The following is a 24,246-nucleotide window of genomic DNA, read 5'->3' on the forward strand; positions in this document are numbered from 1 at the left end:
CGGTCACTATACTGGCGCAGGCGAACATTGGAACATAAGGTGAATATTTCAAGTGGTAGCCGCAACCGGCCCGGCCTGCGTGCCCTGCACACTGGCGTGGCCAAACGCGCGTTCGGCTTTGTAGCAAACCACGCTTAGGTTCTCGGGAGTGGCAGGTTTCGGGAACGTCTCTTAGTCCCCCGAACGACCGCAATGAGGGCGCGTAGCCGCCAGCAAGGTCAGATCCGATGAAGCGAGAGCTAGCGATCCCATAGTGGACGTTTACACACTACATGAATGACGCGTGCGGAGCACGGCAGGCGCCGCTTTCACCCGGTCTTAGGATAGGAAAGCATCTCGCTATCCGCGGTGATCATTATAAATCCTGTGACTACGCCGTTCTTTCGATAGAATTGGGCCTGTACGCCGCTAGTGCCGACGTCGAACAAGTCGCCTCCCAGCGCGATCAGTTCCTGCGCTACCCCGCCCGCCCGTAAGTAGGTCAGGCGGTCGCCTGTCAGGGCGACGCTTCTAACGCCATAGTGCCCGATATAATCGCGTAACTGCGCGGCCGACAGATCGACCGGACTGACTAGCCAGCCCTGCTCGGTTTGTGGATCCAGCAAAAACCGCAACTGCTTGAGGACCGGCAAACCGACATTGGGCCGCAGCCCGTCAAAAACCACGTCGGGATTGTTCAGAGTTACCGGACCGATCTTCACATCCCCTCTGATCTGCGCACCCATGACGTCGCGGCTTCCCGAAACCGACGTCGTCTGGCCGATGACCACCGGCGGGCGCATGAAGGAAAGCGAGTCCATGAAGGAGGCGGGAAGATTGAGCCGGTGGTTGTTGCCGGAATCGAGATCTGCCCTGACTGGCATAGACGAGGGCGTGCCGTTTTTAGTCGGCAGGACGATGTCGACAGCCGGCGTTCCCTGGCCCGCAGGGCCATTATAGGGAATCGCCGGACCAGACGGCTTGAACGCCCCGCCCTTGTTGATGACGCGCACTCGCGAGGCGCCGAGGTCGACCAACACCAACTGTCCCGCAAACAGTTTCGGCCCGAAGATCCCGACCTGATCGGGCTTGTTGTAGGGATAGGCCGACACTGTCCGGTCACCGATCTTCAGCGCGCCGATGCTGAGGTCCGGCATGATGCAGCCATACGTATCGAAGCTTTTGCCGGTCGCGCCGTCCACGACCCTGTGGATGCGACCTGGGACAACCTTCAACTCAAGCGCGCGGGCGACCGCCGCATCGATTGCATTGCCGCTGGTGCCGGTGTCGAAAATGACCGGCAGCGGGGTCCGGCCAGCCGAGCGGATCATGACCACGACGCGCTCGTTCGATAGATACACCGGGAAGGTGCCTTCCTGCGCAATCTGGAGAGGCGGCGTGTCGATCTTCGTCAGCGCGGCGCGGCTCTTTCCCGCGACGCCGAGCGCGGCCACAGTGGAGATGAAGCTTCTACGTGAAAGGGCGTGCATCGATGTCTCTTCTTTGTAATAGTCCTATTCGGACTATTACAGGCTTAGATTGCCTGCTGGCAAGCGCGGCGGATAAGGAAGCTGGATGCTGACCGAACTTGAAGGTGCGATCCTGACCGAAATCGGCTTTCGGGCCAGGCATACCGCGTTCAAGGTTCGGCAGGCATTCCGGGAGTCGCCATCTTCGGACTGGCAGGGAAGCGCAGGCTCGGTTTATCCGGCGATCCGCCGCCTGACCGAACGCGGCCTGATCGAAATGGCCGCTCCTCAGGATGGTCGCGGTACACGACTTTTGGCGCTCACCTGCGCTGGGCAGGCAGCGCTGATGGATTGGGCACAGGATTCCGAAACGGCACTATCGATCGGCATGGACCCGTTCCGGCTCCGTGCTGGATTATGGAAAACGATGGATCGCGTCGAGCAGGTCGCGCACGCAGAACGCATGTTCGCTATGGCCCAAGAAGCTATCCAAGCCTTGACCGCCTACAAACAACGGCAAGACGCGCTTGAAGCTGTTCAGGTCGAACTGGCGATTGCATTGCAGCAATCGCGCATTCGCTGGATCAGGGATTGGCAAAGGGAATTGGGATCCGGCACCTGACAAGATGGTGTGCGCCGACCGGCGGACAAAGACTCGCCCGATCGAGGGAACGGCGGCTTTCGGAATTGCTGGCGAGCGGACTGAACGGCTGGCCTGAGGGCGCATTGGCGACACAATGAGCGCAAACTCGGATGCAGCTCGCGACCCAACGACAGTTACCTCAACGATGGGGTTTCCCAGAGTGTGACATTTCCGGCAGCGCTGGTTTGTAAGCAGCCCTTAACGGCTATTGTGACAAGCCAGTGCAATGCAAGACGGGCGGCGTTTCTAATGAACTGGGGCTGCTTAGGCCAATCGCTCACCCCGGGGCCTAGCACTTGCAGCACCCTTGTCCGCGTCGCCGCAAGTGCGCTGACCGGCGCATCACTGGCGCTCGTTTCTGTTACCGTCGCCCAAGCGCGACAGGTGACCGGGGGCTATCCCGAAGATAGTCAGAATCAACAGTTCCTTGATCCAATGTGCCGGCAGTGGATGCCGGTCATGCATCGGCTGATGAAGACACCTTGGCCGCAATCTGCCCCTCAGTTTGAATTGGCCACCGCGAGACTCCAGCCGCATTGGATCCGCACCCCGCCTAACGCCTACCGCTCCGTCCTTGTCGCTTGGATGGATCAGCAACTCACCAGCTATGCGCCACCGCACAAGCTCTACCGGCGTGCTCTGCGCAATCTCGTCGATGCACATCTACGAGCCAGAAGAATTACGATTTGGCGCACACGCCTTCCGATGCCCTTCATGGATTGGCGGAGCAAGTATCCGCGCTATCGGGAGGTCACCCGAATTCGCTTCCAGCCCATCCAGCGCTTGTTTCCGACTCTTCCGGAGAAGCGCGCTCTCTATGGGCAGGCTTTCTACTATATAATCAGCGAACACCGGCCCTCTCCGGTCGACGTAGGGCCGCATAGCGATAATCCTGCCTTTCTGTTCCTGCACAAAGGAATCCCGCTCTTCCTTCGGCCGGTCTACAATCAGGTGACTTGGGCTTATGAGCCTTTCCCGCATTCCCTGAATAATCCACTTCAATATGGCGGCATCGAGCTTTCCTTCGGATGCGATCCCCACCGGTACTCGATGGCGCGCTAGTGACTTCTCTGAGTTCCGGTTGCCGGAAGCTGCCAGACCAGAAACCACCCGTCGCGGACGTCTATGCCATCGTCTAACCAACGACAGCTATCGGGATTGCTCATAGATCCGTCCGATGTCTGCAATTGGGGCGCATTGCCGCCAGCGCGGCGAGCTAGAGATCAAACGTCTGCTGACGACGCCATTGCGGACATTAGTTGACGAGCGCATCGTACGTGAATGTTCATGGCGGCCATCCTCCAACTCACGACCCTGCCGTCCGATGCCTGGGCGCAGCTGTTATCGAGCGAAACCTTGGTTCGCTCTACTACCACGGTGGATTTCATCATCCCCGACAAAATAGCGCGCCAACGTGGCGAACACACGGTGCGGATTATTAAGAACCAGGAGGGGGGCGTCGAGGTTCGACGGATAACCAGCGCTACATGTGCGGCCATGAGCGACATCATTTCTTCCCTGAGGACAGTGCCAATGCCTCAGCCGCAACTCCCTGACGAAGGAACGAGAGACGTCAGAGATGGCAGAATATACGTTGTGCGTTTCGATGCTCGGTACGGAAATGATGATGCTGGAGTCGTGGAGTTGAGTTCAAATATGGGAACACCGCTCGCAGATTGGGCGGACAAGGTCCTTGCCAAGCTTAGCAGCTGCCAACCGACCATGCGGGATGAATAAATAGGATGGGGGTGGCAGACCACCTTGAGGCTTCCCACCCAATAATAGTCGTAGAAACGACGCTAGAATGCATGGCGGCTTTTAAGAGCACGGGTGAAGCGGCCGACCCTCCGGAATGAGGGCGCGTTCCTGACCCGTAGCTCGCGCCAAAATCAGTTTTGCGGCTCTCAGCCGGTAGCGGACTGGCGGTTTTTGCGTTGGGCCGTGAACACGAACATAGTTGCACACCAGCGTCTACCGAAGGCGATCAACGCGCAATTGGACTCCGAACAATCACCTGACGATTGTTGGATACATGTTGGATCTGAAATGTGAGCCCCCGCTTGCTGAGATAGACTCAGCCCTTGCGGAGATCAGACATGTCTACAAACAACACCTACTTCACGTTGGGGGCGCTCAAGGCGTCACCCGTGACGGAAGGTACCGCATTTCTCGTTCAGGATGCTGCCGTTGATGACGGGGCCTTCTTCTGGGCCCTCGGTAACTACACAGGTCAAGCCGACGACATCAACATCATCAAGGCTGACAGCACGGCGCTGAGCGTGGGAGCCTGGGTGCGGCAGAGCATTGATTCCATTGCGCGCCGTACGGTGGCTCAGCTTCTGGCCAGTACCGAAGCCGCGCGTGGTGCAGGCGCAACATGGTATGCCAGCCAGTTCAGCTACACCGAGGCGGCAAGCGGCGCGACCGATCATCACCTGACCACGGCGGGCGGGGTCAAGCTCTATGTTGACCTCCCTGCCGGTGGGCGGGTCGATATTACTGCTTTCGGGTGCGTGATGGCTGTCAATGTCGACAGCACGGCAGCGCTTCAGGCGGCATTCGACAGCGATCTCCCATTGAGCTCGGGCAAAGGGACGCTGCTCATTACCGACACGATCCTCCTTAAGCCGGGCGCGAATTTTGTCGGGGCCGGTGGAGCGGAGAATTACGACGCTGCTCCCGTCAAGATCCGCTTCGAGCCGATGACCAAGCGGGGTGTTTTCCGCTGGCGCACAGCGCCAACCGGCTACGTGTTCGAAGGCGTGCGTCTGGAGGGCTTTTGCCTTCGCGGGTTTGGTCCGGGCGCTGATGTGGTTCTTGATCTGCCCTTTCTTTTCAACGGACGCCTTAACTTCTACTGCTACACCGGGATTGACGTTTGGATCAGGCTTCGCCGCTGGATGTCAACAAAGGTCCTTGGCGGTGTGCAGGGATTTCGCACGCGCGGCGTGGAGTTCGCAGGCGAAGGATCGGATCCGTCCGATGTAACTACCACCACGAGCATCGATGCGTATGTTTCGCACGGGCCGATTGCTTACTTCTCGGCTACGCGCTCCGTCACCGACTGCAAGATCACCGGCACCATCGAGAGCGTGGACAAGGCGTGTGACATCGCTCGCGGCAATGTAACAACGTTCAACGTCTACACGGAAAATGTGCCTCGTACGGATGCGGGATCAGCGTGGGTGTATGGCAAGACCGGTACCTCTGACCTTTGGGAAACGGCTCTGACCGTCAATCTGCAACCCGGGGTTGGGCACGTGGGCGGCACGCTGGACAATTGCAACGCATTTGATGTGGACCATGTGCGCCTGCTCAAGGTGTCGGGCTACATCTATATGTATAAGTCGCTTCTGAAGACGACGGTGAACACCAAAAAAGTAATCCTCCTGGGGCTGGACACCTCCAATATCGTCGCCCTCTCCCTTGATGGTGGAATCGCCGACTATAACGCTATCACCATGGCGGGTTTCAAACCCCGGGACATGGAGCTGATACCGGCTAGCGGCGAGTTCTTTGACGGGGCCTTGGTGTCGCCGACGCTGAAACTATGGTCGCGCGAACGAGCCGGGGTCGAAACTTCAAGGCTTTTCCTTGACCGTGCTTTGGGAAACAAACTGGTTTATCGCGACGGCTACGGTAATTTCAGCGCGCCTATTGGCGCGCTGCGGGTAACTGGAACGAGCAACTGGACCGTTCAAGGCGGCAGGCTGACACCCGGCGAGTTGGTGCAGAATACCGCCGTCACGCTCGGGGAACCGGGGTTGTGGATGTCTACGCGCTTCTCGAAGGACGTTGGCAACAATTATCCGGGGTGCTCAACCACGGCTGGTAGCCCGATCATCACGCACCCGACCGTCGGCGCGTTCTTTAAGTGCGAGGTCGATGATTACGTTATCGTGAGTGATGGATTTGGCGATGCGGTAGCACAGCGACGTGTGATTGACCGGACGCCGGACCTGACTTCGATTACGCTGGATAGCAACGCAACCTCAACGGTTTCCGCCGCGGCCATGGTTGCGACGGAGCCGCACAAACTGATCCCGCTCGCTCAACAAGGCGCGCGCGAGGTGGGCATTAATCCGGTCGGTGCCGTGGTGCCCAACTTCCGGGGCGAGGAGCTATTCCGAACCGACACGTCGAACTGGTACAAAGCCACCGGGCTGACCAGCACCGACTGGAAGCAACTCACATAAGTCAAACTGCTGCCTCTCGAGTAGAAAGGGTGACATGCCCGAATAGGGCATGTCACCGCGCGGCGGCTTTCGGGTTCGTCGGCGAGCACGCTGGACGGCCGGATTGAGGGCGCGTGCGGCCAGCGCAGCGACCTCAGCCTCAAACGTCTGCTAGCGACCCCATTGCTGCCGCCGCTGGTAGAGACTAGCTTCACTCTATGAGCCGCGCCTTTGCTTCTGCCGCGCTTGCCTTGCTGGCGGCGTGTAGCAACGCAACCTTTCCACAACTGCCGCCGATCGCAGACAAGCTTCCGCCTGATGTGCGTGACGCGGAACCTGAGTTTGATCGTCGGGTGCAAGCGGCCTTTCCGGTCGGCGCGTCGGAACAACAGACCGTATCCAGCCTGAAGGAAACCGGCTTCCAAATCTCGCCGGCAGGGTCGGATGGCTACGCATCTGCCGACCTCAAGCGCGGGAATATGGTTTGCCAAACTATCTGGTCAGTTCGCTGGAAAGCTGACGCAGGAACGATACGCGAAATCTTCGGTGTTTATGGGCATCGCTGCCCATAGGCGCGACCGCTTCCCACTCAACAGTTGCCGTGAGACGCAGCTGAACGAATGGCGGCTTTCGGGATCGCCGCGCGGTAGTCCGAACGGCCGGATTAGGGGCGCATAGCTGTCAATCAAGCTGCGTCGCCGTACGCTTGCACACCCACCAATGTCGCGCCAGAGCGATGCTATGCTCACTAGCCAATTGCAGGATCTGATTGTCTCCACCTTGGTCAAGCAGGTGGGCGGCACGCAGCGACGCTGGCGGATCGCACTGGGCCCGATCAGGCTACGCGACCCGCTCAGCTATGTGCATTGCAATTGGGAAGTGGCGCCCAGCGGCACGCCGCGAGAGAATGCAGCGATCGAGCGTCTGCTCGACACCATCCGGCTCGAGCATCCGACCGCCTCACCCGGTTGAAGGCTATGGTCAGCGACGCTCCCGCCGCGCGTCCAGGAACCCCTGCAGCGCATCGACTGGCACTAGCGTCATCGATCCGACCTTGATCACCTCGATGTCACCGGCGGCGATCAGCTCGTAGAGCTTGGAGCGGCCGATCCCGGTCATCTTGCATGCTTCCTTGATGCGGACAGACAAGGGGGCGATCTGCTCAGTCATGTCGCTTCTCCGTTGCACCGGTAAGCCGCGCGACGATGCCGCCGCTAACCATGCGCCGCTCGACCAAGTCGATGAGCCGAATGTAACGATCACGGCCAAGTTGCCCGGTCTCGTCATCGAACGGCGGCTGATGCGCCACCAGTGTCAGCTGGTGCTGGACGAACACGCCGACCAGCTCGGTGAGTGCCTCGACCTTGCGCTCGACCCGTTCGGCAATGCGGCTCTGCCGGTCGAGCCGCAGTCCGAACCGCTCGTCCAGTTCCTTGTGGCCCGCCCGCTCGATCCAGGCGGTAAGCGCATCGGTCAGGATCGCGGTTTTCGATGCGCCGGGTTTGAGCGCCAGCGCATCGAGCTTCTGCGACATCTCGTCGGGCAGATAGAATTGGTGCCGGGTCTTGCTGGTCCGCATCGCAGTTTCCAAAGGGCTCGGACTACGAGGATCGCACGGGATCGACGGCTGCAGAACTACGCCCTTGAAGCGGCATTACGCGGCAATAGGCGCCTCTCGCCGATCACAGACCGATGGTCGGGCCGCGGGTACGTCCGATCGTCCAGTCGATCCCGCCCTCGCGCATGATGCCGGCGACCTGCTTTCCAATCGCGCGCTCGAGCACCGGCCGCCACGGCACCAGCGTGAAGTCGCGGGACTGCTCGATCAGCGCGAACTTACGGTCCCCGATCTGCACGGCGCGGCCGAGCTTGCCTTCGACCCGCTCGCCCGGCGCAGCCGGGACATAGTGCAGCCCCAATTCCCGGCTGAGCTGCCCGGCGACGCGCGTCATTTCGCGCTGCTGAAGCCGGGCAACGGCATTGAGCTTCAGTCGGACGCGATCGCCCTCGATCTGCGCCAGCTCGTGCTCGACCAGCCATTGCTGGCGCAGAACCAGCGCCGTGCGCACCTCGGCCCCGAACCCGCGTCCAAGTGGCGCCGGTTTTGCTACGGACAGCTCACGATCGAGCCAGGTCGCGCCGTCATGGCCGGGCAGCTTTTCGAGCGGCTGCGTGGACAGGGTTTCGATCGCCACCGGATTGTTGCCCGCCACCGCGCGCTCATAGGCCTCGGCGCGGGCCAGATGATTGGGCGCGACGATCCATGTTCCGTCGGGCGCGCGTTCCACGCCGCCCGTGGTCCTGCGGATCGCCTCAAGCCGACGGACATGCCTTTGCGTAAAGGCTTCACTTGCCTGCGCGTCATGGCGCAGATGATCGTCGACCGAGTAGCACCCGCCATTGGCAGCGGCGACCTCGGCCACGGTGCGATCGACCTCACGCGCTGCTGCGCCGCGTGGTTCGATCCGCACAATGCCACCGTCAGGGATCGGCTCGTTGCTGGTTCCGATATCGACATAGCGGCTGATGCCATCGGTCCCGTCGATGATCAGATATCGACGATCATTGAGCTCGTCCGAAAGACCTCGGGCAACGACCCGGCCGATGATCGGCGCTGCCTTGCCCTCCCCCGGCTCATAGATTGCATAGTCGGACAGCGCGCGCTGCGGCAGTCGTTCGCGCATTGCGCGGTTCATTGTGCGGATGATGTCCCCGCGCTCACCCATGCGCCGCAGCGCCGATTCCAGCCCGGGATCGAGCGCCCAGGTGCCGTGGCTGACCTCGCGCGCAAGCTGCAACCGCGCCAGCGTCTGCAAACGTCCCGCGCGAAGCGACTGCTCGACGCCATCGCGATGGATCGCGCGGACATGGCCCAGTGCATCAGCTGAGCGGATCAGGCGCCCGTCGATCCCGGTGAACCGCTCTTGGGTGATCTCGGCCTGCTGGCTGCGCTGGATTTCAAGATCGGTGCGCGGCCCCAGATCGAGCTGGACCAGGGCTGCCGCGCGCTCGCGCAGCCCATGGGTCAGATAATCGCGCGCGATCACCAGATCCTTGCCGCGCTCGTCGACGCCGCGGACGATGACATGGCTATGCGGGTGACCGGTGTTGAAATGGTCGACCGCGACCCAGTCGAGCTTCGTACCAAGGTCACGCTCGGCATCCGCCATCAGCCGACGGATCAAGGGCTTGAGGTCGTCATACTCCGCACCATCCTCAGGCGCGACGATGAAGCGGAACTGGTGACGATCGCCGCTGCCGCGATCGAGGAACGCCTTGCCGTCGATACCTTCGCTTTCCCGTCCGTAAAGCTCACCGCGCTCGCCATCGCGCGTCGTACCGTCGCGCTGCAGATAGCGCAGATGCGCATGAGCCGCATCGACACCCTTGCCTGCAAGCCTGACAATGCGCGTCTTCACGATGACGCGGCGCCCGCGCAGACCGGCGCCACGGTCGCGGCTCGACAGTACGCGTCCCACGCCTGCGCCGCGACCGATCCGGGCGCCGGTGAATTTGCTGGCGCGACCACTCGCAGTCCGCAGCTGGCGACCGGCGCGATTGGCGGCGACGCGAAGCCTTGCGCCGAGCGGCTTGTCGCTGCCGATCCGCCCGAGCCACAGCCCGAAATCATCCTCGCCGGCCATGATCGCGTCCTTGGAATGCCAAAAGGATTGTCGATGAGGGACGTGATGCGAGGCGCTTCAAGGGCCTCCAACCGGTCTTGCGGAAACCCCGCAGAAATCTGCCGGTTTCGCGCAAGCGCGCGACACGATGGAGGCAAAGGGTTGCGCCTGCCTCCACCAAAAACGCTGTGCAGACCTCGCCTGCCGACATCCTTGGAGGCAGGCCTTTCATCTTGCCTTACCTGCTCCCCCGCCCCAAACCCGCTGCCCCTTCCAGATGTTCACATTACGTTCTATTCATCACTGCCAGTGAGTCGGAAACAATGAGAATCAAGATGGGCGTTCGGATTGAAGCACGCGAAGGCGGTCGATTGATGATGTCGGGCGATGTCGAGACCGTAGTTCAGCTCTCCCCGCGCGCGCTGCGCGACGGGTTTGCCATCGCCGTTTCGGACGGGACTTTGGTGCGGGGCTGCTATGATGAAGCGGCCGATACATGCCGGTTTTCAGTAGCCACAGAGGGCGCGGCATTGGGCTCGATCAAGCGCGAGCTATGCGGGGATGTGGTCGATCTGGCGTGGCGGATCGACTGGATCAGCATCGCGCCGGACAGCGATGCGCTATGCGTTACCGCGTCGCAAATCGACGACCGGCAGCCGGAATTGGGGTTTGCAATGCCGTCGAGGCAAGCCGCTTAAGCGGCGTTGGCGAGGGTCTCGATCCGCTCTTCGCAGATGGTACGGACGAGGTCGCGCAGCGCAGCGATCTGGCCGCCAAGCCAGTCCAATTCCTCGGCGGTAATGCGGTAATGGCGCGAGTAGCGCGCCTTCACATAGGCCGCGCGCAGCAGCTCATAGCAGCGCCGCTCGAACTTGGTTTCGGAGGTCCAGATGGCTTTCAAGCGCGGCTCGATTTCCTCGCTCATCGAGCGCAGCCGGTTCAGATTGTGGGTCTTCGGGCTGTACAAGGTCCGCACCAGAAACAGACAGTGATAGTAGCGTTCCGTCGCCTGATGGATTTGGAACGCGGCCTCCTTCAAGCGGCCCTTTTCACGCGCATAACGCGCTGTGTCGAAGAAGCCATCCGCGCTCTCAAACCACTCTTCGTAATACTCGCGCGTCTCGGCGAGCGCCTGTTCGGGCGACAGCGGCTGGGGCTTCTCGAACGGATGTCCCGGCTCTTCGAGCAGCGCGATCCCGTCGCGCAAGATGTCCATGAAGAAGTAGCGGCCCAGCCGCAGCTTCTCGTTCACATCGTCCAGGCTGTGATAGACGACGCTGACCGGGGTGCGCAGGTGCTCGCCCGATGACAGCTCGGCGAGCAGCCGCTCCTCGGTCTTGAGCCAGAATTCGGGAACGTCGGTCAGGTCCTCATGATCGACCACGACGAGCAGATCATAGTCGGAGAAATACCGGCCCACCGGGTCCTCGACCCAGTCGCCACGCGCATAGCTTCCGAACAGGATGATCTTGAGCAGCTTGCCGTCCCGGAAGCGCGGAGCGCGCCGTTCGGCGACCGCCTCGGCAAACCCCTCACGCAGCAGATCGGCCACGAACTCGAGCTCGCGGCGTTTGCCTTCGGGAAGATGATCGAGCCGTCGCTTCATGGGATCAACCTCACCTCTAGAGCGCGGATTGCCAAGCGCAAATAGGTCCGGCGGCGTGGATCACGCCGCCGGATCGAAGGTCATGCAGCTGCACGCATCGGCTCGGCATCGGTGCGCATCTCGACCGGTTCGGGATCGAACAGCATCGCCACGGCGGTGGACCGGCGCACCGCCCCAACCCCGCCACGCATTGTGTAGCCGGTCGCCGGGAACCGCATCCAGCGCGGCACCCAGCCCTCTACCTTGGCGCGGCCATTGCTGCCGGTGAGGCAGTCCTTGAGGATGGAGCGCAGCACCTTGCCGCTCTCCTTGGCGTTGGCCTCAGCGACGGCTTTGCCAGCCACTTCCTCGACCATTTGAGTGAGCACCTCCCGGTCACGGATCGAATCGAGCAGCGCGTCATCGGCTTGCCAGACGGGTGCTATGTCCACGGCGAGATGCTGCCCAAGCGCATCGACCATGTTGCTCCGCGCATCGAGTGTCTCGCCCATGACGATGGCGAGGATCGACATCACCTGCGCGTCGTCGAGCTTGAGCAGCTTGGGCAGCAGCGCGGTTGCCCCGTCCGGATCGCCACCGGTGACGGTCGGGGCCTCGGGATCGAAGCCGAGCAGCGCGATCACCTCCCGCCGCTTCTCGTCGAACAGCGCCTCGCTTGCCGATACCTCGATGCTCTCGGTGACCGCATCGCTTGCCGCGCGTTGCGGTTCGACCCGCACGTTCCACAGCGGTGACCCGGCGATCATATGCGCGACCGCAACGCGCACCGCGACGCCGGGCGCTTCCACCAGCTTTGCGCGCACGGCGGCGTGACGATGCAGGTCGATATAGTCCTGCACGGTGCTGGTGACCTCGGGCCGAACCGGCTTCTCGATGACCTCACCCTTGGCGAGCTTCTTCGCTTCCTTGGTCGTGATATAGCCCTCGTGGAAGGTGACACCGCCGCGATAATCGATGGCGACATAGACCTTGCCGCCCTGCTTCTTGGTGCGCCGCTCATGCTCCCATGAATTAAAGTACGCGCCACGCTCCATGACGACGACCTCGGCCCAGCCCGCTTCTCGATAGGCTTCGGCACGTTCCTCGATCGCCGCTTCCTGCGTGGTCCAGAACCCCTCCACGCTCGCGAAATAGCTGTCCTCACCGAACAGGTCCGCGACGATCTCACCCTTGAACGAAGCCAGCTCGAACAGCGCGACCTTGGTCGAGATCGACGTCCCGCCAAACAGCCACGCCTTGAGCTGATGCCCGACCGGTGCGCGGCTGTCAGGATCATCAACCAGCGTCAGCCAATCGCGCTGCTGTGCTTTAGACGCGAGGGTCAGGTGCCGCACGGTTACCGCGTCGATCTCCTCGCTGCGATAGAGATTGCGGATGCGGGGGAGCAGATTGCCGAGCGCAAGCGTGCGCCTCACCTGAAGCTCGGTGAGGCCGAAGGTCAGCGAGATATCCTCCGGCCTGCGGCCCTCGCGGATCAACCGCGTGAACGTCTCCCATCGCGTCACCTCATCGGGGTCGAGCCGCGCGATATTTTCGATCAGCGAGGCTTCGAGCGCCGCGGCATCGTCCCCCGCTGCCATCACCGCGCAGGGCAGCTCGTCGATGCCGCCGCCTTCGGCCGCGACCGCAAGCGCGGCATGGTAGCGCCGCTTGCCCGCAACGATCTCGTAGCTGTCGGGGCTGCCATTCTGCCGCACGATCAGCGGCACCAGCACCCCGCGCGCCCTGACCGAGGGCAGGATGTTGGCGAGATCGGGTGCCTTCTTCACACCCCGCATGTTGACCGGCGAGACGCTCAGTTTGACGATGTCGATATGCTTGAGTTCCATGATCCTTCTCCTTCAAACCGCACCGGCCCCGGAAAAGGGGGGTGGGCGGCAAGGAGCGGACCGGAAGTCCCGCTTGAGCGGCGCGCTGCACCCGCAGGGCCGCAACGAAGTGGAGGACCGGCGCAGCCGGTTGCGGCGCACCGCGGCGGGACTAGAGGGAAGCGCCGCCCAGCCCCCTTGGCCGCGGCCGGACAAGCCAACACCAGCGCGCCAGCGCTGACCGCAGCACTTCAGCGCAAAGCGCTGCCGGCGCCGCCAGGCGCCCACACACAAGCACTTTCGAAGCCGGGCGTCCGGCGCGGCGGCGTGCACGCGCGACAAGTGCGCCAGCCGCTGCCGCGTCCTCCGCCCGGATCGAGTGTGCCACGCGGCAAGCAAAAGCGCTGCGACCTCTGGCGGCTGCGCAGCCGTCCGCCAGCGCGCGCTCGATCAAATCCGCGTTCCACTTCCCCGGCCTCTCGCCGGCCTTCACGTTAGCGATCGTCACCCGTATGGGCCGAGATCGACCAAGGGCTCGGCGGAGCGGAGCGGAATAGAGCGCGGTCGCGCACCAAGGCGCGAAACGCCAAGGCTAGCCCGCTAATCGCCAATCCCCAGTCTCGATCTTTTCATAGCGCAGCTGAGGCCCGGTGAGCGCCCCGACGATCTTGCCTTCGCATCCATTTTCAGGCGCGCTGCCGACTGTGGGATAGGATAACTCGACACCGGTATAGAGTTGGCCATCACGCGCCACCGGCACCTCAAGCATCAATGCTTCGGCCGCACCAGGTTTGAGCGTCACCGCGACGCCGTCAGCGGCCGTGGCTCTCACCTCACAAGCCGCACCGTTCGCGAGCCAGGCCAACGCGATCTTCAGGCCGTCCAGATCGAGCGTCGCGGCTTGTCCGCCGCGCACCCGAACCGTTCGCGCGGCCGATTGCGCCTCGGCAAATGTCGCCACCTGAATGGCGAGGAACATGTCCTTGCCGTCGATGGTGAAAGTACGCGCACGCCCGGCTGTCCCTTTCGCGACAACGTTGAGATCGCTCCCGGCCAGTTTTGCTTCGATATCGAGACTGGCGTCCTGCACCACGCTGATGGTGATGGTCGCGGCCTTGAGCCCGGCATAGATACGCGATGCGCCAGATGGTCCCGCAAGCTTCGACATATCCTTGATCCGTACGACGCTGAGATCGCCGAAGCGTGCGGTGACCTTTGAGCGGTAGCTCGGATCCAGGTCGAGGAACTTCAGGAACCCCGCAGTGAAGCTCGCCTGAAGATTATTGTCGATCGTAATCTCCTTGAGTCCTGGCTCGACCACGAGGTTCTCTGGCGCCGCGCCACCACCATAGGGACCATGGCCTCGGATCCACAGGGCGCCGACCGGCACACTCGGCCGTAGCTCATGCAGCGCAGCGAAGCGTCCAAAGGCCTGCGAGAATCTGGGCACGAAGACGGGACCGACCGCGCAGCCGGCAAGCGCGAACGCGCAGCAAAGCACAGCAAGTCGGCGATTCATTGCGCCCGCTCCTGCTCATATGTCGCGATATAGGCCCGCACGCGCCGCTCGGTGCGCAGCCGCGGCTCACGCCCATCACGTAGATCAAACACAAAGCGTGGATCGCCGACCACATCCCGCCCGAACCGTGTCGGGGGGATACGCCAGGTCTTGAGGTGTTTCTCGACAATCATGCGCAGCATGGACAGACCTCCGAATCGATGTTCGATATATGTTCTCAAGCCATTTCCTACTTGTCTAGGATTTTTCCTATGGTAGTTTGTTGACATGGATGAGATCGAGGCACGGGCCGCACTGGAGCGGCTGATCGAACGCAGGGGCGAGAGCTATGCGAGCATCTCACGCCTGCTTGGGCGCAACGCAGCCTATATCCAGCAGCATATTCGTCGGGGTTCGCCGCGACGGCTCGAGGAAGCCGATCGCCGTAAGCTGGCGCGCTATTTCGGTGTGGAGGACAGCGAGCTCGGTGGCCCGGCCTCGCCTGTCTCAGACTTCCTGATGGTGCCCAAGCTCGCGGTGCAGGCATCTGCAGGACCCGGCGCCTTCGTCGAAGGCGAGGCACCGATTGCGCAGTTCGGCTTCGACCGGCGCTGGCTCTCGCGCATCACCAGCGGACGGCTCGATCAGCTCTCTATTATCCAGGTGTCGGGCGATTCGATGTCGCCGACACTGGCTGATGGCGATGACATCCTGATCGACCGCGCGGATGCCGCCCCGAGGCTGCGCGATGGCATCTACGCGCTGCGCCGCGACGATACGCTTATGGTCAAGCGCCTGTCCCTCAACCCATTCAGCAGCCTTCTCACCATTGCCAGCGACAATCCCGCCTATCCGACCTGGACGGACTGTCCGCCGGACGGGGTTGATCTGATCGGTCGCGTCGTGTGGGCCGGTCGAAGGCTCACCTGAAATCCTACAATCTTATGCCATCCTACGAATGTAGGATATTTGTAGGATTTCATTTCTTACTCCCTCCTGGTCGGCGAGTCGTGGAAGGCGCTCCTCCCCCGCCTGCGGCTTGCCGACACGGGAAATGGAAATGGAAAGATACAAGGAACTGCTCGCAGCGGGACTCGCGGCCGCAACAGTTGCAGCGACAGCGTCTGCCTTGGCGTCAGAGACGCTCAATTACAGCTATGACGCGCGCGGCCGGCTGGTCGCGGTGAAGCACAGCGGGACAGTGAACAACAACGTCCAGTCCAACTACAGCTACGACAAGGCGGACAACCGCACCAACAAGACGGTGACCGGCGCGCCGTAGCGCGCGCCCTTGGTCCCGAAGCAACAACATCATTGGAGATTGCCATGACGCGCACAGCTTTTGCGCGCGACCGGTCGCGTCTGCGCCGTTCGCTCCTTACCGTCACCACCGCGCTTTGCACCTGCCTTGCGGCACCTGCGCTCGCGCAATCAGCTTCGCCGCATCCCAATCTGGATGAGAACGGCGTCGACCTGACCACCGGACAGTTCAACCTCCGGCTGCCCATCGCGTCGATCGGCGCCGGCCAGTCCGAGCTTCCGCTGGTCGCGTATAGCGGTGAAACCGACAACTGGACTGGCGTCACCTCGCGCCAGACCTCATTCTCGGGCAACAACCGGATCACGGTCGAGATGGGGCCGCAATGGGACCAGTTCTCCTCGGCCGACGGCTATACCCGCTCGATCAACGGAACCGGCGCGACGCTGTCGTTCAGCGGCAACCAGATGACCTATCAGGCGCTCGACGGCACCACGATCGTGTTCGACGATCCGATTGGTGCCGGTGCCGGCGGCGGGTTCTGCACGGCGAGCAGCTCGACCAACTGCACGCGATTGCCGCTGTCGATGTCCGGGCGCAGCGGGATGAGCGTCAACTTCAACTGGGAGCCGTACGAGAATTGCTCGATTCCCTCGACGCCCGAAGATGAGCCGGTCTGCACCTATAGCTGGCGGCTCGGCGGCGTCTCGAACGACGCGGGCTATTCGATCGCCTATGGCTTCGCCGCCAACTCGGCGCCGCCGGGGCAGAATCCAGGGCACGCATGGTATCGGCGCACCAGCGCGGTGCTGAGCGGTGGTGGCGGCAGCCAGACCGTTACCTATGCCAATCCCTCCACCAACGTCTTCACCATCACGACGCCAGGCGGCAACACTTGGCGGATCACAGGATCGGGCCTGGTGATCACCGGCGTTCGCCGTCCGTCGGCGTCGTCGGACACGACCAGCGTCACCTATTCGGGCCTTACGCCCACATCGGTCACCAAGAATGGCGTCACCACCGGCTACAATTACAGCATATCGGGCAACACCGCGACGATGGTGGTGACCGACGCGGCGTCGAATACGCGCACGATCGTGTCGGACCTGGCCAAATACCGTCCCACATCGGTCACCGACGAGCTGGGCCGGACGACCAGCCTTACCTATGACAGCATCGGGCGGCCGACCGAGATCAGCTATCCCGAAGGCAACAAGGTGCAGTTCGCCTATGATACGCGCGGCAATGTGACCGCGACCACGCGCAAGGCCAAGCCGGGATCGGGGCTGGCGGACATCGCGACGAGCGCGAACTATCAGACGACCTGCGTCGATGCGACGTGCAACCTGCCGACCTGGACGAAGGACGCCAAGGGCAACCAGACCGACTACACCTACGACACCGCGACGGGGCTGGTCCTGACGGAAACCGCGCCGGCGCCGACCTCAGGCGGGACGCGTCCGCAGACGCGCTACAGCTACACAACCACCAGCGGGGTCAAGCTGCTGACCGGCATCTCGACCTGCCGCACGGCAGGTAGCTGCGCGGGCGGCGCGGACGAGACCAAGGTCACGATCGGCTATGACGCGCGGCTGCAGCCGACCACGGTGACCCGCGCCGCAGGCGACAATTCGCTGAGCGCAACCACCACCACTGGCTATGACGGGTTCGGCAACGTCACCTCGATCGACGGCCCATTGAGCGGCAGCGGCGATACGGCGCGGTTCGAATATGACGGGGATCGCCGGCTCACCGGATCGATGACGGCGGACCCCGACGGGGCCGGCGCGCGCAAGATCCCGGCGAGCAGGTTCACTTACAACAGCGACGGACAGGTGACGCTGGCCCAGCGCGGCACCGTGCCCAGCGGCGCGACCAATTGGTCGGGCTTCGTGGCGAGCGAGACCGTCCAGAGCAGCTATGACGGCAATGCGCGCAGGATCAAGGACGTGGTGTCCGCCGGCGGCAGCGATCATGCCGTGACGCAATATGGCTACACCAATCGCGGCCTGCTGGTGTGTGTCGCGCAGCGGATGGATCCGACACAATGGGCCGGGCAGAGCGATTCCTGCACGCCGCAGACCACCGGCCCCAATGGCCCCGACCGGGTCCAGCAGCGCGGGTTCGACGCGATGGGCCGCGTGGTCGACTATCACAACTCGTTCGGTACGGCCGCTGCCTCGCATGATTATGTGAGCTTTACCGCCAACGGCCAGGCCGAGTCGCTCACCGACGGCAACGGCAACAAGACCAGCTATGAGTATGACGGCCACGATCGCCTGAAGAAGACCCGTTACCCCTCGCCGTCGAGCGCGGGCACCAGCTCGGCGACCGACTATGAAGAATTGGGCTATGACGCGAACGACAACGTCACCAGCCGGCGGCTGCGCGATGGCAACAGCATCGCCTATGGCTATGACGATCTGAACCGGCTGAGCACCAAGAACCTGCCCGGTGCGGAACCGGACGTCAGCTACAGCTACAATCTGCTCGGCATGATGACGGGAGCGAGCCAGAGCGGCAACGCGCTGACGTTCGGCTATGACGCGCTGGGGCGCAACACCAGCCAGACGGGGCCGCAGGGGACGATCGCGTTCGCCCATGACCTGGCCGGGCGGCGGACGCGGATGACCTGGCCGGACAGCCTCTATGTCGATTACGACCGTTTAGTGACCGGCGAGGTGACGGCGATCCGGGAGAATGGGGCGGGATCGGGCGCGGGCGTTCTGGCGAGCTTCGCCTATGACGATCTGGGTCGCCGGACCGGCCTGACCCGCGGCAACGGCGTGGTGACGAGCTATGGCTATGACGCGGTGTCGCGGCTCAGCTCGCTGGCGCATGATCTGGCGGGCAGCGGCCACGACGTCACCACGACGTTCGGCTACAACCCGGCGAGCCAGATCGCGAGCAGCACACGCAACAATGACAGCTATGCCTGGACGGGTGCTGTGAACGCCGACCGCAACTACTCGGTGAACGGGCTGAACCAATATGGCAGCGCAGGCGCGACCTCGTTCGGCTATGACGGCAAGGGCAACCTGACCAGCTCGGGCTCGGACAGCTACAGCTACAGCAGCGAGAATATGCTGCTGACGGGACCGGGCGGGGTAACGCTCAGCTATGATCCGATGCTGCGCCTGTACGAGAGCAGCGCGGGCCGCCGGTTCGCCTATGACGGCGGCAATATCGTCGCGGAGTACAACACCAGCAACGTGCTGCAGGCGCGGCATGTGTTCGGGCCGGGCGCGGACGAGGTGCTGGTATCGTACGATGCTGGCGGTAACCGCAGCTGGCCGATCGCGGACGAGCGTGGTTCGATCGTCGCCAAGACCGACGCTAGCGGCGCGGCGAGCGCGATCCGGGCCTATGACGAATATGGCATCCCGACGGGCGGCGATGTGGGCCGGTTCGGCTATACCGGGCAGGCATGGTTGCCGGAACTGGGCATGTCCTACTACAAAGCACGCATGTACTCGCCCACGCTCGGCCGGTTCATGCAGACCGATCCCATCGGGTACGGCGATGGGATGAACCTCTATGCCTATGTGGGCAATGACCCGGTCAATAAGTTTGATCCGACCGGAATGACAGAATGCCCTACCGGGGACGGGTGTGAGGTAACGGTCACGGGCAAAGCACCCAATGTCGCAGCACCGCTGGCATCGGGGGGCATTCGCACCAATTTGTTTGGACGCGGCGGGTTTGAGCCAAACTACGATTTGCTTGATCAAGCATCCCTGCAGAATGGCGAGGATTTTTGCGTAGCTAACCCTGGAAGTTGTATAGTCGTAGTGGGGCAGCCAGGTCGGGATCCAATACCCAGAAATGGGAATCGGCCGCTGCTTCCCTCTGATCTTGGACTTTCCTTTGGCGTAGAATCGCTGGTCGGCTCCATAGGAATAACTGGCCGCAATCTAAATATTCACGTGTCGTACATTGAGGGAAGCGCCAATATTATTAAGCAGGGCATTTCTCAGGCCATTGCGACTGCAAAAGCAAACAAGCTAACCAATATAAATATTACAGCCACTATCGCCAATGAGAAGCTTGGTAGACTTTTATTTCCTGATTCGTCTTTGTTTAGAAGCAATCCTGGAACTAGATTCTTCATGACAGGGACAAGTATTCTTATTCAGATACCAGTGAGGTAAATATGCTGATTCCGAAAGATCTTTTGAATCTTGAATCCATTGATGTAGATGAAGGCAATAAAGACGACAAAACCTATCTTTTTACGTATAGAAATTCAAAATGCGGGCGCCTTAGCGTTTTTCAGGAGAAATTACTAATAGAAGAAGTCGGAGTTTTGGAAGAAATTCCATTTTCTTCTATTAAGGAGTGCAAGATACATGTACCATCCACCGTGAATCCATTTGGCAGCGGATTGGTTTTCGTGTACGATAAAGAGGAACGGTTTTTTTTGACTGACACCACATCTTGCGCCGGATTCTTTGACGTATTTCCACTTCAGCGAGCTATTTCTCGTTGGCTAGTACAGCGAAAGCTTGCCGCAAAGTAGCTTCATCGAGTTATGCGCTAGATTATGAGCGCCATGAGTAATATATGAACACTCTCTATTATTGTAGACAGTATTGATGTGACAGTGCGCTAAATTGGAGGCCGGGGGCCGCTGTTCCCGGCCTTTTATATGCCCCTATCCGTCGCGCAGGGCTAAGATGACGGTGCCCCGCGAATATTGCGCGGGCGTTCCGGAAGGTTTTGGTTATGACGATCTGGGCTGCCCGATCAGCCTGACCTGCGGCAATTCCGTGGCCACAAGCACTATTGCACTGTAAACACTAACAATAGTCACAAAAATCGACACATCCTACATCATTAATGTGCAATAGTTCCCCCAATCATTCATCATATTACTTCGCTTAGCGAGCAGATTGCCCCTCCTATAAGCAGCCTCAGTCTTGCTTTTAACCGCATGAGCAAGTGCAGACTCGGCGACTTCCCCTGAGTACTGAGTTTCCTCACTAACCCAGTCACGAAATGCCGAACGAAAGCCATGCACAGTGTAGGGTTGCTTCATTTCCCTGAGCAGCTTGGTGAGCGTCATGTCAGAGAGCGGCAGAGAGCCTCGGATTCCGGGAAATATAAGGGGACACGTGCTGATCCGCAGCTCCTGACATCGCCTGACGATCCGCATCGCCGGCTTGGTCAGCGGCACAACATGCTCACGGCGCGCCTTCATTCGGCCTTTGGGAATCGTCCAAAGGCCCGTCACAGCATCGACCTCATCCCATGTCGCGCCGCGCACTTCACCCGAACGGGCAGCCGTCAGGATCGCGAATTCGAGCGCAAGTCGACTAAATGACTCCCGTTCGCGCAACTTGATGATGAACGCAGGAACCTGCGCATAGGGCATCGCTGCAAAATGCCCGTCTTTCTTTGGCTGACGCGGCAATCCCTTCGTGATTGCGCGCATAGGCGCCTCCGTGTCGCGATATCCCGACGCATACGCCCAATCGAGCACCGTCCCGATACGCTGCCGCACCCTTCGCGCCGTCTCCGGCTTCGAAAGCCAGATCTCCGAGAGAACGTTGCGAATCATTGGACCCGTGATCTCGTGGACACCGATGCTTCCGAGTGCAGGGAACACATAAGATTCAAGCGTTCTCAGCCATTGCCCCTCATGCTTCTCGTTGCGCCAAGTCTTGCGATGCGCAGCCAGAACCTTCGCCGCCGCCTCCTTGAACGTCGGAATTCCCTCAGCCTTGCGCCGCTCGAATGCCGGATCGAACCCCATTTCGACCCAAGAGCGAATCTCAGCGGCGCGCTCGCGGGCTATCTTAAGCGGGATCTTCGAAGCACTGCCCAAGCCGAAATCGCGACGGTTGCCGTTCTTCTGCACACGGCAGACCCAACTCTTAGATCCGCTGGGCTGGACAACGAGGTAAAGGCCGTCGCCGTCGCCCAGTCTACCGGGGCGCGTCGCGGCTTTCACCGCAGCAGCGGAGAGCTTTCCCATGGCTCAAATTCTCCCACATTTTTTCCCACACTTCCAATCGGTTGCCGATGGAAATGAGCGGATACGAGAGGACGCGAATCGCGCGCAAAGCCGCAGAAAACTGGGCTTTTTCGATTCGCGGCGGATGCGGGGGGATCAAGCCCTGGCGGAGACGGAGGGATTCGAACCCTCGGTACGGTTCCCCGTACGACGCTTTAGCAAAGCGTTGGTTTCAGCCACTCACCCACGTCTCCGGTGCCCAGCGGCGAAGCGGGGGCTATAGCGAGCGATGTGCGGACGATCAACGGGGCTTTTGCACACGATTCATCGCCGGATCGACTCGGGTGGACGCGAAATCGACTCGGGTCATCGCCCGTTCATTGCCGTGGCACCACCTGCCGATTCAAAAGGCATGATGGCGGGAGAACTTACCATGCGGCGCGCGATGATCTGGCTCACTCTGGCACTGGCGGTGCCGTCGCTCGCGGCGGCGCCGGCGGGCGCTCAGATTCGTTCGGTCGATCCCGACAGCGCGATCGACGCCGATCTCAACCAGCCGCGCCCCGCGCAGACCCAGACTCCTCCGGCCAGGCAGCCGGCCGACGAGCCGGTCGATCCCGGTACCGACTATAGCCCGCCCCCGGCCGATTCGGCGCCCGCTCAACAGCAGCCGTCGGCGAGCGCCGCGCCAGCGACCTCCGGCACACACCTCGCCAAGCCCGAAGCCCCGACCACGTTCGACCGGGTGCGCATCGTCGCCGCGGCGGAAGGCGTGTTCGGCAAGGGCGCGAGCGGTCTTGCGGGGCTGATCGAGGACATCCTCAAGGATCAGGGCGAACCCAATGCCTATATCGCCGGCAGCGAGGGATCGGGCGCGATCGTCGTCGGGCTGCGCTATGGCTCGGGCAAGATGGTCCATGCGGTCGAGGGTGAGCGCAAGGTATTCTGGACCGGACCGTCGGTGGGCTTCGACATCGGTGGCGACGCCACCAAGGTGTTCGTGCTGGTCTACAACCTCTATGACAGCCAGGAACTCTACAAGCGCTTCCCGGCAGGCGAGGGCCGCGTCTATTTCGTCGGCGGCTTCTCCGCCACCTATCTGCGCCGCGGCGACGTGGTGCTGATCCCGGTCCGCCTCGGCGTCGGCTGGCGGCTGGGCGCCAATGTCGGCTATATGAAGTTCAGCGAGAAGAGCCGCTGGTTCCCCTTCTGAGGGCCTCAGTTGCGACCGCGCTGAAGCGCGTTCTGTCGGTACCGGCCCGCTTCACAACAGGAGCCCCGGCGGCTAGGGCCGCGCCATGCCAGTCAGCCAAGCCGATATCGACCTTGCCGGACGCCTTGCCGATGCGGCGGGCGCGGCGATCCGCCCCTATTTCCGCGCCGAACACGGTCTGGAAGCCAAGGACGACGCCTCGCCGGTGACGCTCGCCGACAAGGCGGCCGAGGCGGCGATGCGGCGCCTGATCATCGCCGAGCGCCCGATGGACGCGATCGTCGGCGAAGAAGAGGACGACCGCCCGGGCACCAGCGGCCGCACCTGGGTGCTCGACCCGATCGACGGCACGCGCAGCTTCATCGCCGGCCGGCCGATCTTCGGCACGCTGATCGCATTGCTCGAGGATGGCTGGCCCGTGCTCGGCATCATCGACCAGCCGATCATCACGGAGCGGTGGCTGGGCGTCACCGGCCGCGAGACGCTGTTCAACGGCAAGCCCGCGCATGCCCGCACCTGTCGCGAGCTTTCGAAGGCGCTGCTCGCCACCACTTCGCCCGCTTTGTTCACCGACGGCCAGCTCCACGCCTTTGAGCATGTCGATTCGGCGGTGATGAGCACGGTGCTGGGCGGCGACTGCTATAATTACGGCCTGGTCGCCTCCGGCCACCTCGACATCGTCATCGAAGCCGGGCTCAAGCTCCACGACTTCGCCGCCCTGGTGCCGGTGGTCGAGGGCGCGGGCGGACGCATGTGCGACTGGCAGGGCGACCCGCTCCATGCCGGCAGCAACGGCGAGGTGATCGCCGCGGGCGACCCGGCCCGAATCGAGGAACTGGTCGAAGCGCTCGCCTGCCAGGGGCATTGAGCGCGGAGCGCGCGGAACGTCCCAAAAGTCGCACTCCTACGCGCGCGCGAGTCGGTTACGACCCATAGGACCGGCGCGATCGCGGGCTTGGCGTGCAACCGCACACCGAACGCCTGCCTGACATGTCAAAGAGCGCGGCCGGATCGCCGG

Annotated in this window: 22 protein-coding genes and 1 tRNA gene; 13 read left to right on the plus strand and 10 right to left on the minus strand. The window is 62.0% G+C overall.

Translation table 11 applies throughout. The annotated features are described in order from the left end of the window. Positions 1-308 precede the first annotated feature (308 nt). Positions 309-1,469: a retropepsin-like aspartic protease gene (locus AC07M1_RS00075; protein ID WP_495160536.1), complete on the minus strand. Its 1,161-nt coding sequence runs from the start codon at positions 1,467-1,469 to the stop codon at positions 309-311. Positions 1,470-1,554: 85 nt separating this feature from the next. On the opposite strand from AC07M1_RS00075, the gene AC07M1_RS00080 reads away from it, so the two are divergent. From AC07M1_RS00080 to AC07M1_RS00105, 6 genes are all read left to right on the plus strand, one after another. Then, the gene (locus AC07M1_RS00080; protein ID WP_495160537.1) at positions 1,555-2,070 is read left to right on the plus strand and encodes a PadR family transcriptional regulator; all 516 of its coding nucleotides are present in this window, start codon (positions 1,555-1,557) and stop codon (positions 2,068-2,070) included. Positions 2,071-2,340: 270 nt separating this feature from the next. After that, positions 2,341-3,153: a hypothetical protein gene (locus AC07M1_RS00085; RefSeq protein WP_495160538.1), complete on the plus strand. Its 813-nt coding sequence runs from the start codon at positions 2,341-2,343 to the stop codon at positions 3,151-3,153. 219 nt (positions 3,154-3,372) lie between these two features. Next, positions 3,373-3,828, plus strand: a complete 456-nt coding sequence (locus AC07M1_RS00090) for a hypothetical protein (RefSeq protein ID WP_495160539.1) — start codon at positions 3,373-3,375, stop codon at positions 3,826-3,828. A gap of 359 nt (positions 3,829-4,187) precedes the next feature. After that, a complete protein-coding gene (locus tag AC07M1_RS00095; RefSeq protein ID WP_495160540.1) occupies positions 4,188-6,287 on the plus strand; it encodes a hypothetical protein in 2,100 nt (699 codons plus the stop codon). A 197-nt stretch (positions 6,288-6,484) separates the two neighbouring features. Continuing rightward, complete coding sequence (locus tag AC07M1_RS00100; RefSeq protein ID WP_495160541.1) at positions 6,485-6,838, plus strand: hypothetical protein; 354 nt, start codon at positions 6,485-6,487, stop codon at positions 6,836-6,838. Between the two features lie 169 nt (positions 6,839-7,007). Continuing rightward, a complete protein-coding gene (locus tag AC07M1_RS00105; protein WP_495160542.1) occupies positions 7,008-7,238 on the plus strand; it encodes a hypothetical protein in 231 nt (76 codons plus the stop codon). Positions 7,239-7,247: 9 nt separating this feature from the next. On the opposite strand, the gene AC07M1_RS00110 is transcribed toward AC07M1_RS00105, so the two are convergent. From AC07M1_RS00110 to rlxS, 3 genes are all read right to left on the minus strand, one after another. After that, positions 7,248-7,436, minus strand: coding sequence for a helix-turn-helix domain-containing protein (locus AC07M1_RS00110; RefSeq protein ID WP_495160543.1), 189 nt, complete (start codon positions 7,434-7,436; stop codon positions 7,248-7,250). Next, positions 7,429-7,845, minus strand: coding sequence for a CopG family transcriptional regulator (locus AC07M1_RS00115; RefSeq protein WP_495160544.1), 417 nt, complete (start codon positions 7,843-7,845; stop codon positions 7,429-7,431). The genes AC07M1_RS00110 and AC07M1_RS00115 overlap by 8 nt, the downstream gene beginning before the upstream one ends. A gap of 103 nt (positions 7,846-7,948) precedes the next feature. Further along, positions 7,949-9,910, minus strand: coding sequence for a relaxase/mobilization nuclease RlxS (gene rlxS / locus AC07M1_RS00120; protein ID WP_495160545.1), 1,962 nt, complete (start codon positions 9,908-9,910; stop codon positions 7,949-7,951). A gap of 314 nt (positions 9,911-10,224) precedes the next feature. Between rlxS and AC07M1_RS00125 the strand changes: the two genes are divergently transcribed. Next, positions 10,225-10,587: a hypothetical protein gene (locus AC07M1_RS00125; RefSeq protein WP_495160546.1), complete on the plus strand. Its 363-nt coding sequence runs from the start codon at positions 10,225-10,227 to the stop codon at positions 10,585-10,587. Here AC07M1_RS00125 and AC07M1_RS00130 read toward each other — a convergent pair. The 4 genes from AC07M1_RS00130 to AC07M1_RS00145 form a co-directional block, all read right to left on the minus strand. Beyond that, positions 10,584-11,495: a HEPN domain-containing protein gene (locus AC07M1_RS00130; protein ID WP_495160547.1), complete on the minus strand. Its 912-nt coding sequence runs from the start codon at positions 11,493-11,495 to the stop codon at positions 10,584-10,586. The genes AC07M1_RS00125 and AC07M1_RS00130 overlap by 4 nt on opposite strands. 80 nt (positions 11,496-11,575) lie before the next feature. Next, a complete protein-coding gene (locus AC07M1_RS00135; protein ID WP_495160548.1) occupies positions 11,576-13,324 on the minus strand; it encodes a ParB/RepB/Spo0J family partition protein in 1,749 nt (582 codons plus the stop codon). Between the two features lie 571 nt (positions 13,325-13,895). Beyond that, positions 13,896-14,822 (minus strand): hypothetical protein, encoded by a 927-nt coding sequence (locus AC07M1_RS00140; protein ID WP_495160549.1) that lies wholly within the window; start codon positions 14,820-14,822, stop codon positions 13,896-13,898. Then, positions 14,819-15,004, minus strand: a complete 186-nt coding sequence (locus tag AC07M1_RS00145; RefSeq protein ID WP_495160550.1) for a hypothetical protein — start codon at positions 15,002-15,004, stop codon at positions 14,819-14,821. The genes AC07M1_RS00140 and AC07M1_RS00145 overlap by 4 nt, the downstream gene beginning before the upstream one ends. Positions 15,005-15,089: 85 nt before the next feature. Here AC07M1_RS00145 and AC07M1_RS00150 point away from each other — a divergent pair, with 85 nt between their 5' ends. The 4 genes from AC07M1_RS00150 to AC07M1_RS00165 all read left to right on the plus strand — a co-directional run bounded on the left by AC07M1_RS00150 (position 15,090) and on the right by AC07M1_RS00165 (position 20,578). Further along, positions 15,090-15,731: a S24 family peptidase gene (locus AC07M1_RS00150; RefSeq protein ID WP_495160551.1), complete on the plus strand. Its 642-nt coding sequence runs from the start codon at positions 15,090-15,092 to the stop codon at positions 15,729-15,731. A 130-nt stretch (positions 15,732-15,861) separates the two neighbouring features. Continuing rightward, positions 15,862-16,083: a hypothetical protein gene (locus AC07M1_RS00155; protein WP_495160552.1), complete on the plus strand. Its 222-nt coding sequence runs from the start codon at positions 15,862-15,864 to the stop codon at positions 16,081-16,083. A 44-nt stretch (positions 16,084-16,127) separates the two neighbouring features. Continuing rightward, positions 16,128-20,210 carry an RHS repeat domain-containing protein gene (locus AC07M1_RS00160; RefSeq protein WP_495160553.1) on the plus strand — a complete coding sequence of 1,361 codons (4,083 nt, stop codon included), beginning with the start codon at positions 16,128-16,130 and terminating at the stop codon, positions 20,208-20,210. A 2-nt stretch (positions 20,211-20,212) separates the two neighbouring features. Beyond that, positions 20,213-20,578 (plus strand): hypothetical protein, encoded by a 366-nt coding sequence (locus tag AC07M1_RS00165; RefSeq protein WP_495160554.1) that lies wholly within the window; start codon positions 20,213-20,215, stop codon positions 20,576-20,578. A 309-nt stretch (positions 20,579-20,887) separates the two neighbouring features. Here AC07M1_RS00165 and AC07M1_RS00170 read toward each other — a convergent pair whose 3' ends face one another. Together AC07M1_RS00170 and AC07M1_RS00175 are read right to left on the minus strand one after the other, a co-directional pair. Next, entirely contained in the window at positions 20,888-22,036 is a 1,149-nt protein-coding gene (locus AC07M1_RS00170; protein WP_495160555.1) for a tyrosine-type recombinase/integrase, read from the minus strand. A 143-nt stretch (positions 22,037-22,179) separates the two neighbouring features. Next, positions 22,180-22,269: transfer RNA gene (locus AC07M1_RS00175), tRNA-Ser, on the minus strand. 179 nt (positions 22,270-22,448) lie between these two features. On the opposite strand from AC07M1_RS00175, the gene AC07M1_RS00180 reads away from it, so the two are divergent. Continuing rightward, on the plus strand, positions 22,449-23,228 hold the full coding sequence (locus tag AC07M1_RS00180) for a DUF1134 domain-containing protein (protein ID WP_495160556.1): 780 nt from the start codon (positions 22,449-22,451) through the stop codon (positions 23,226-23,228). A gap of 85 nt (positions 23,229-23,313) precedes the next feature. After that, a complete protein-coding gene (gene hisN, locus AC07M1_RS00185; protein ID WP_495160557.1) occupies positions 23,314-24,096 on the plus strand; it encodes a histidinol-phosphatase in 783 nt (260 codons plus the stop codon). Positions 24,097-24,246 lie beyond the last annotated feature (150 nt).

This window comes from Sphingomonas sp. GW821-FHT10C01 (genome assembly GCF_059415525.1).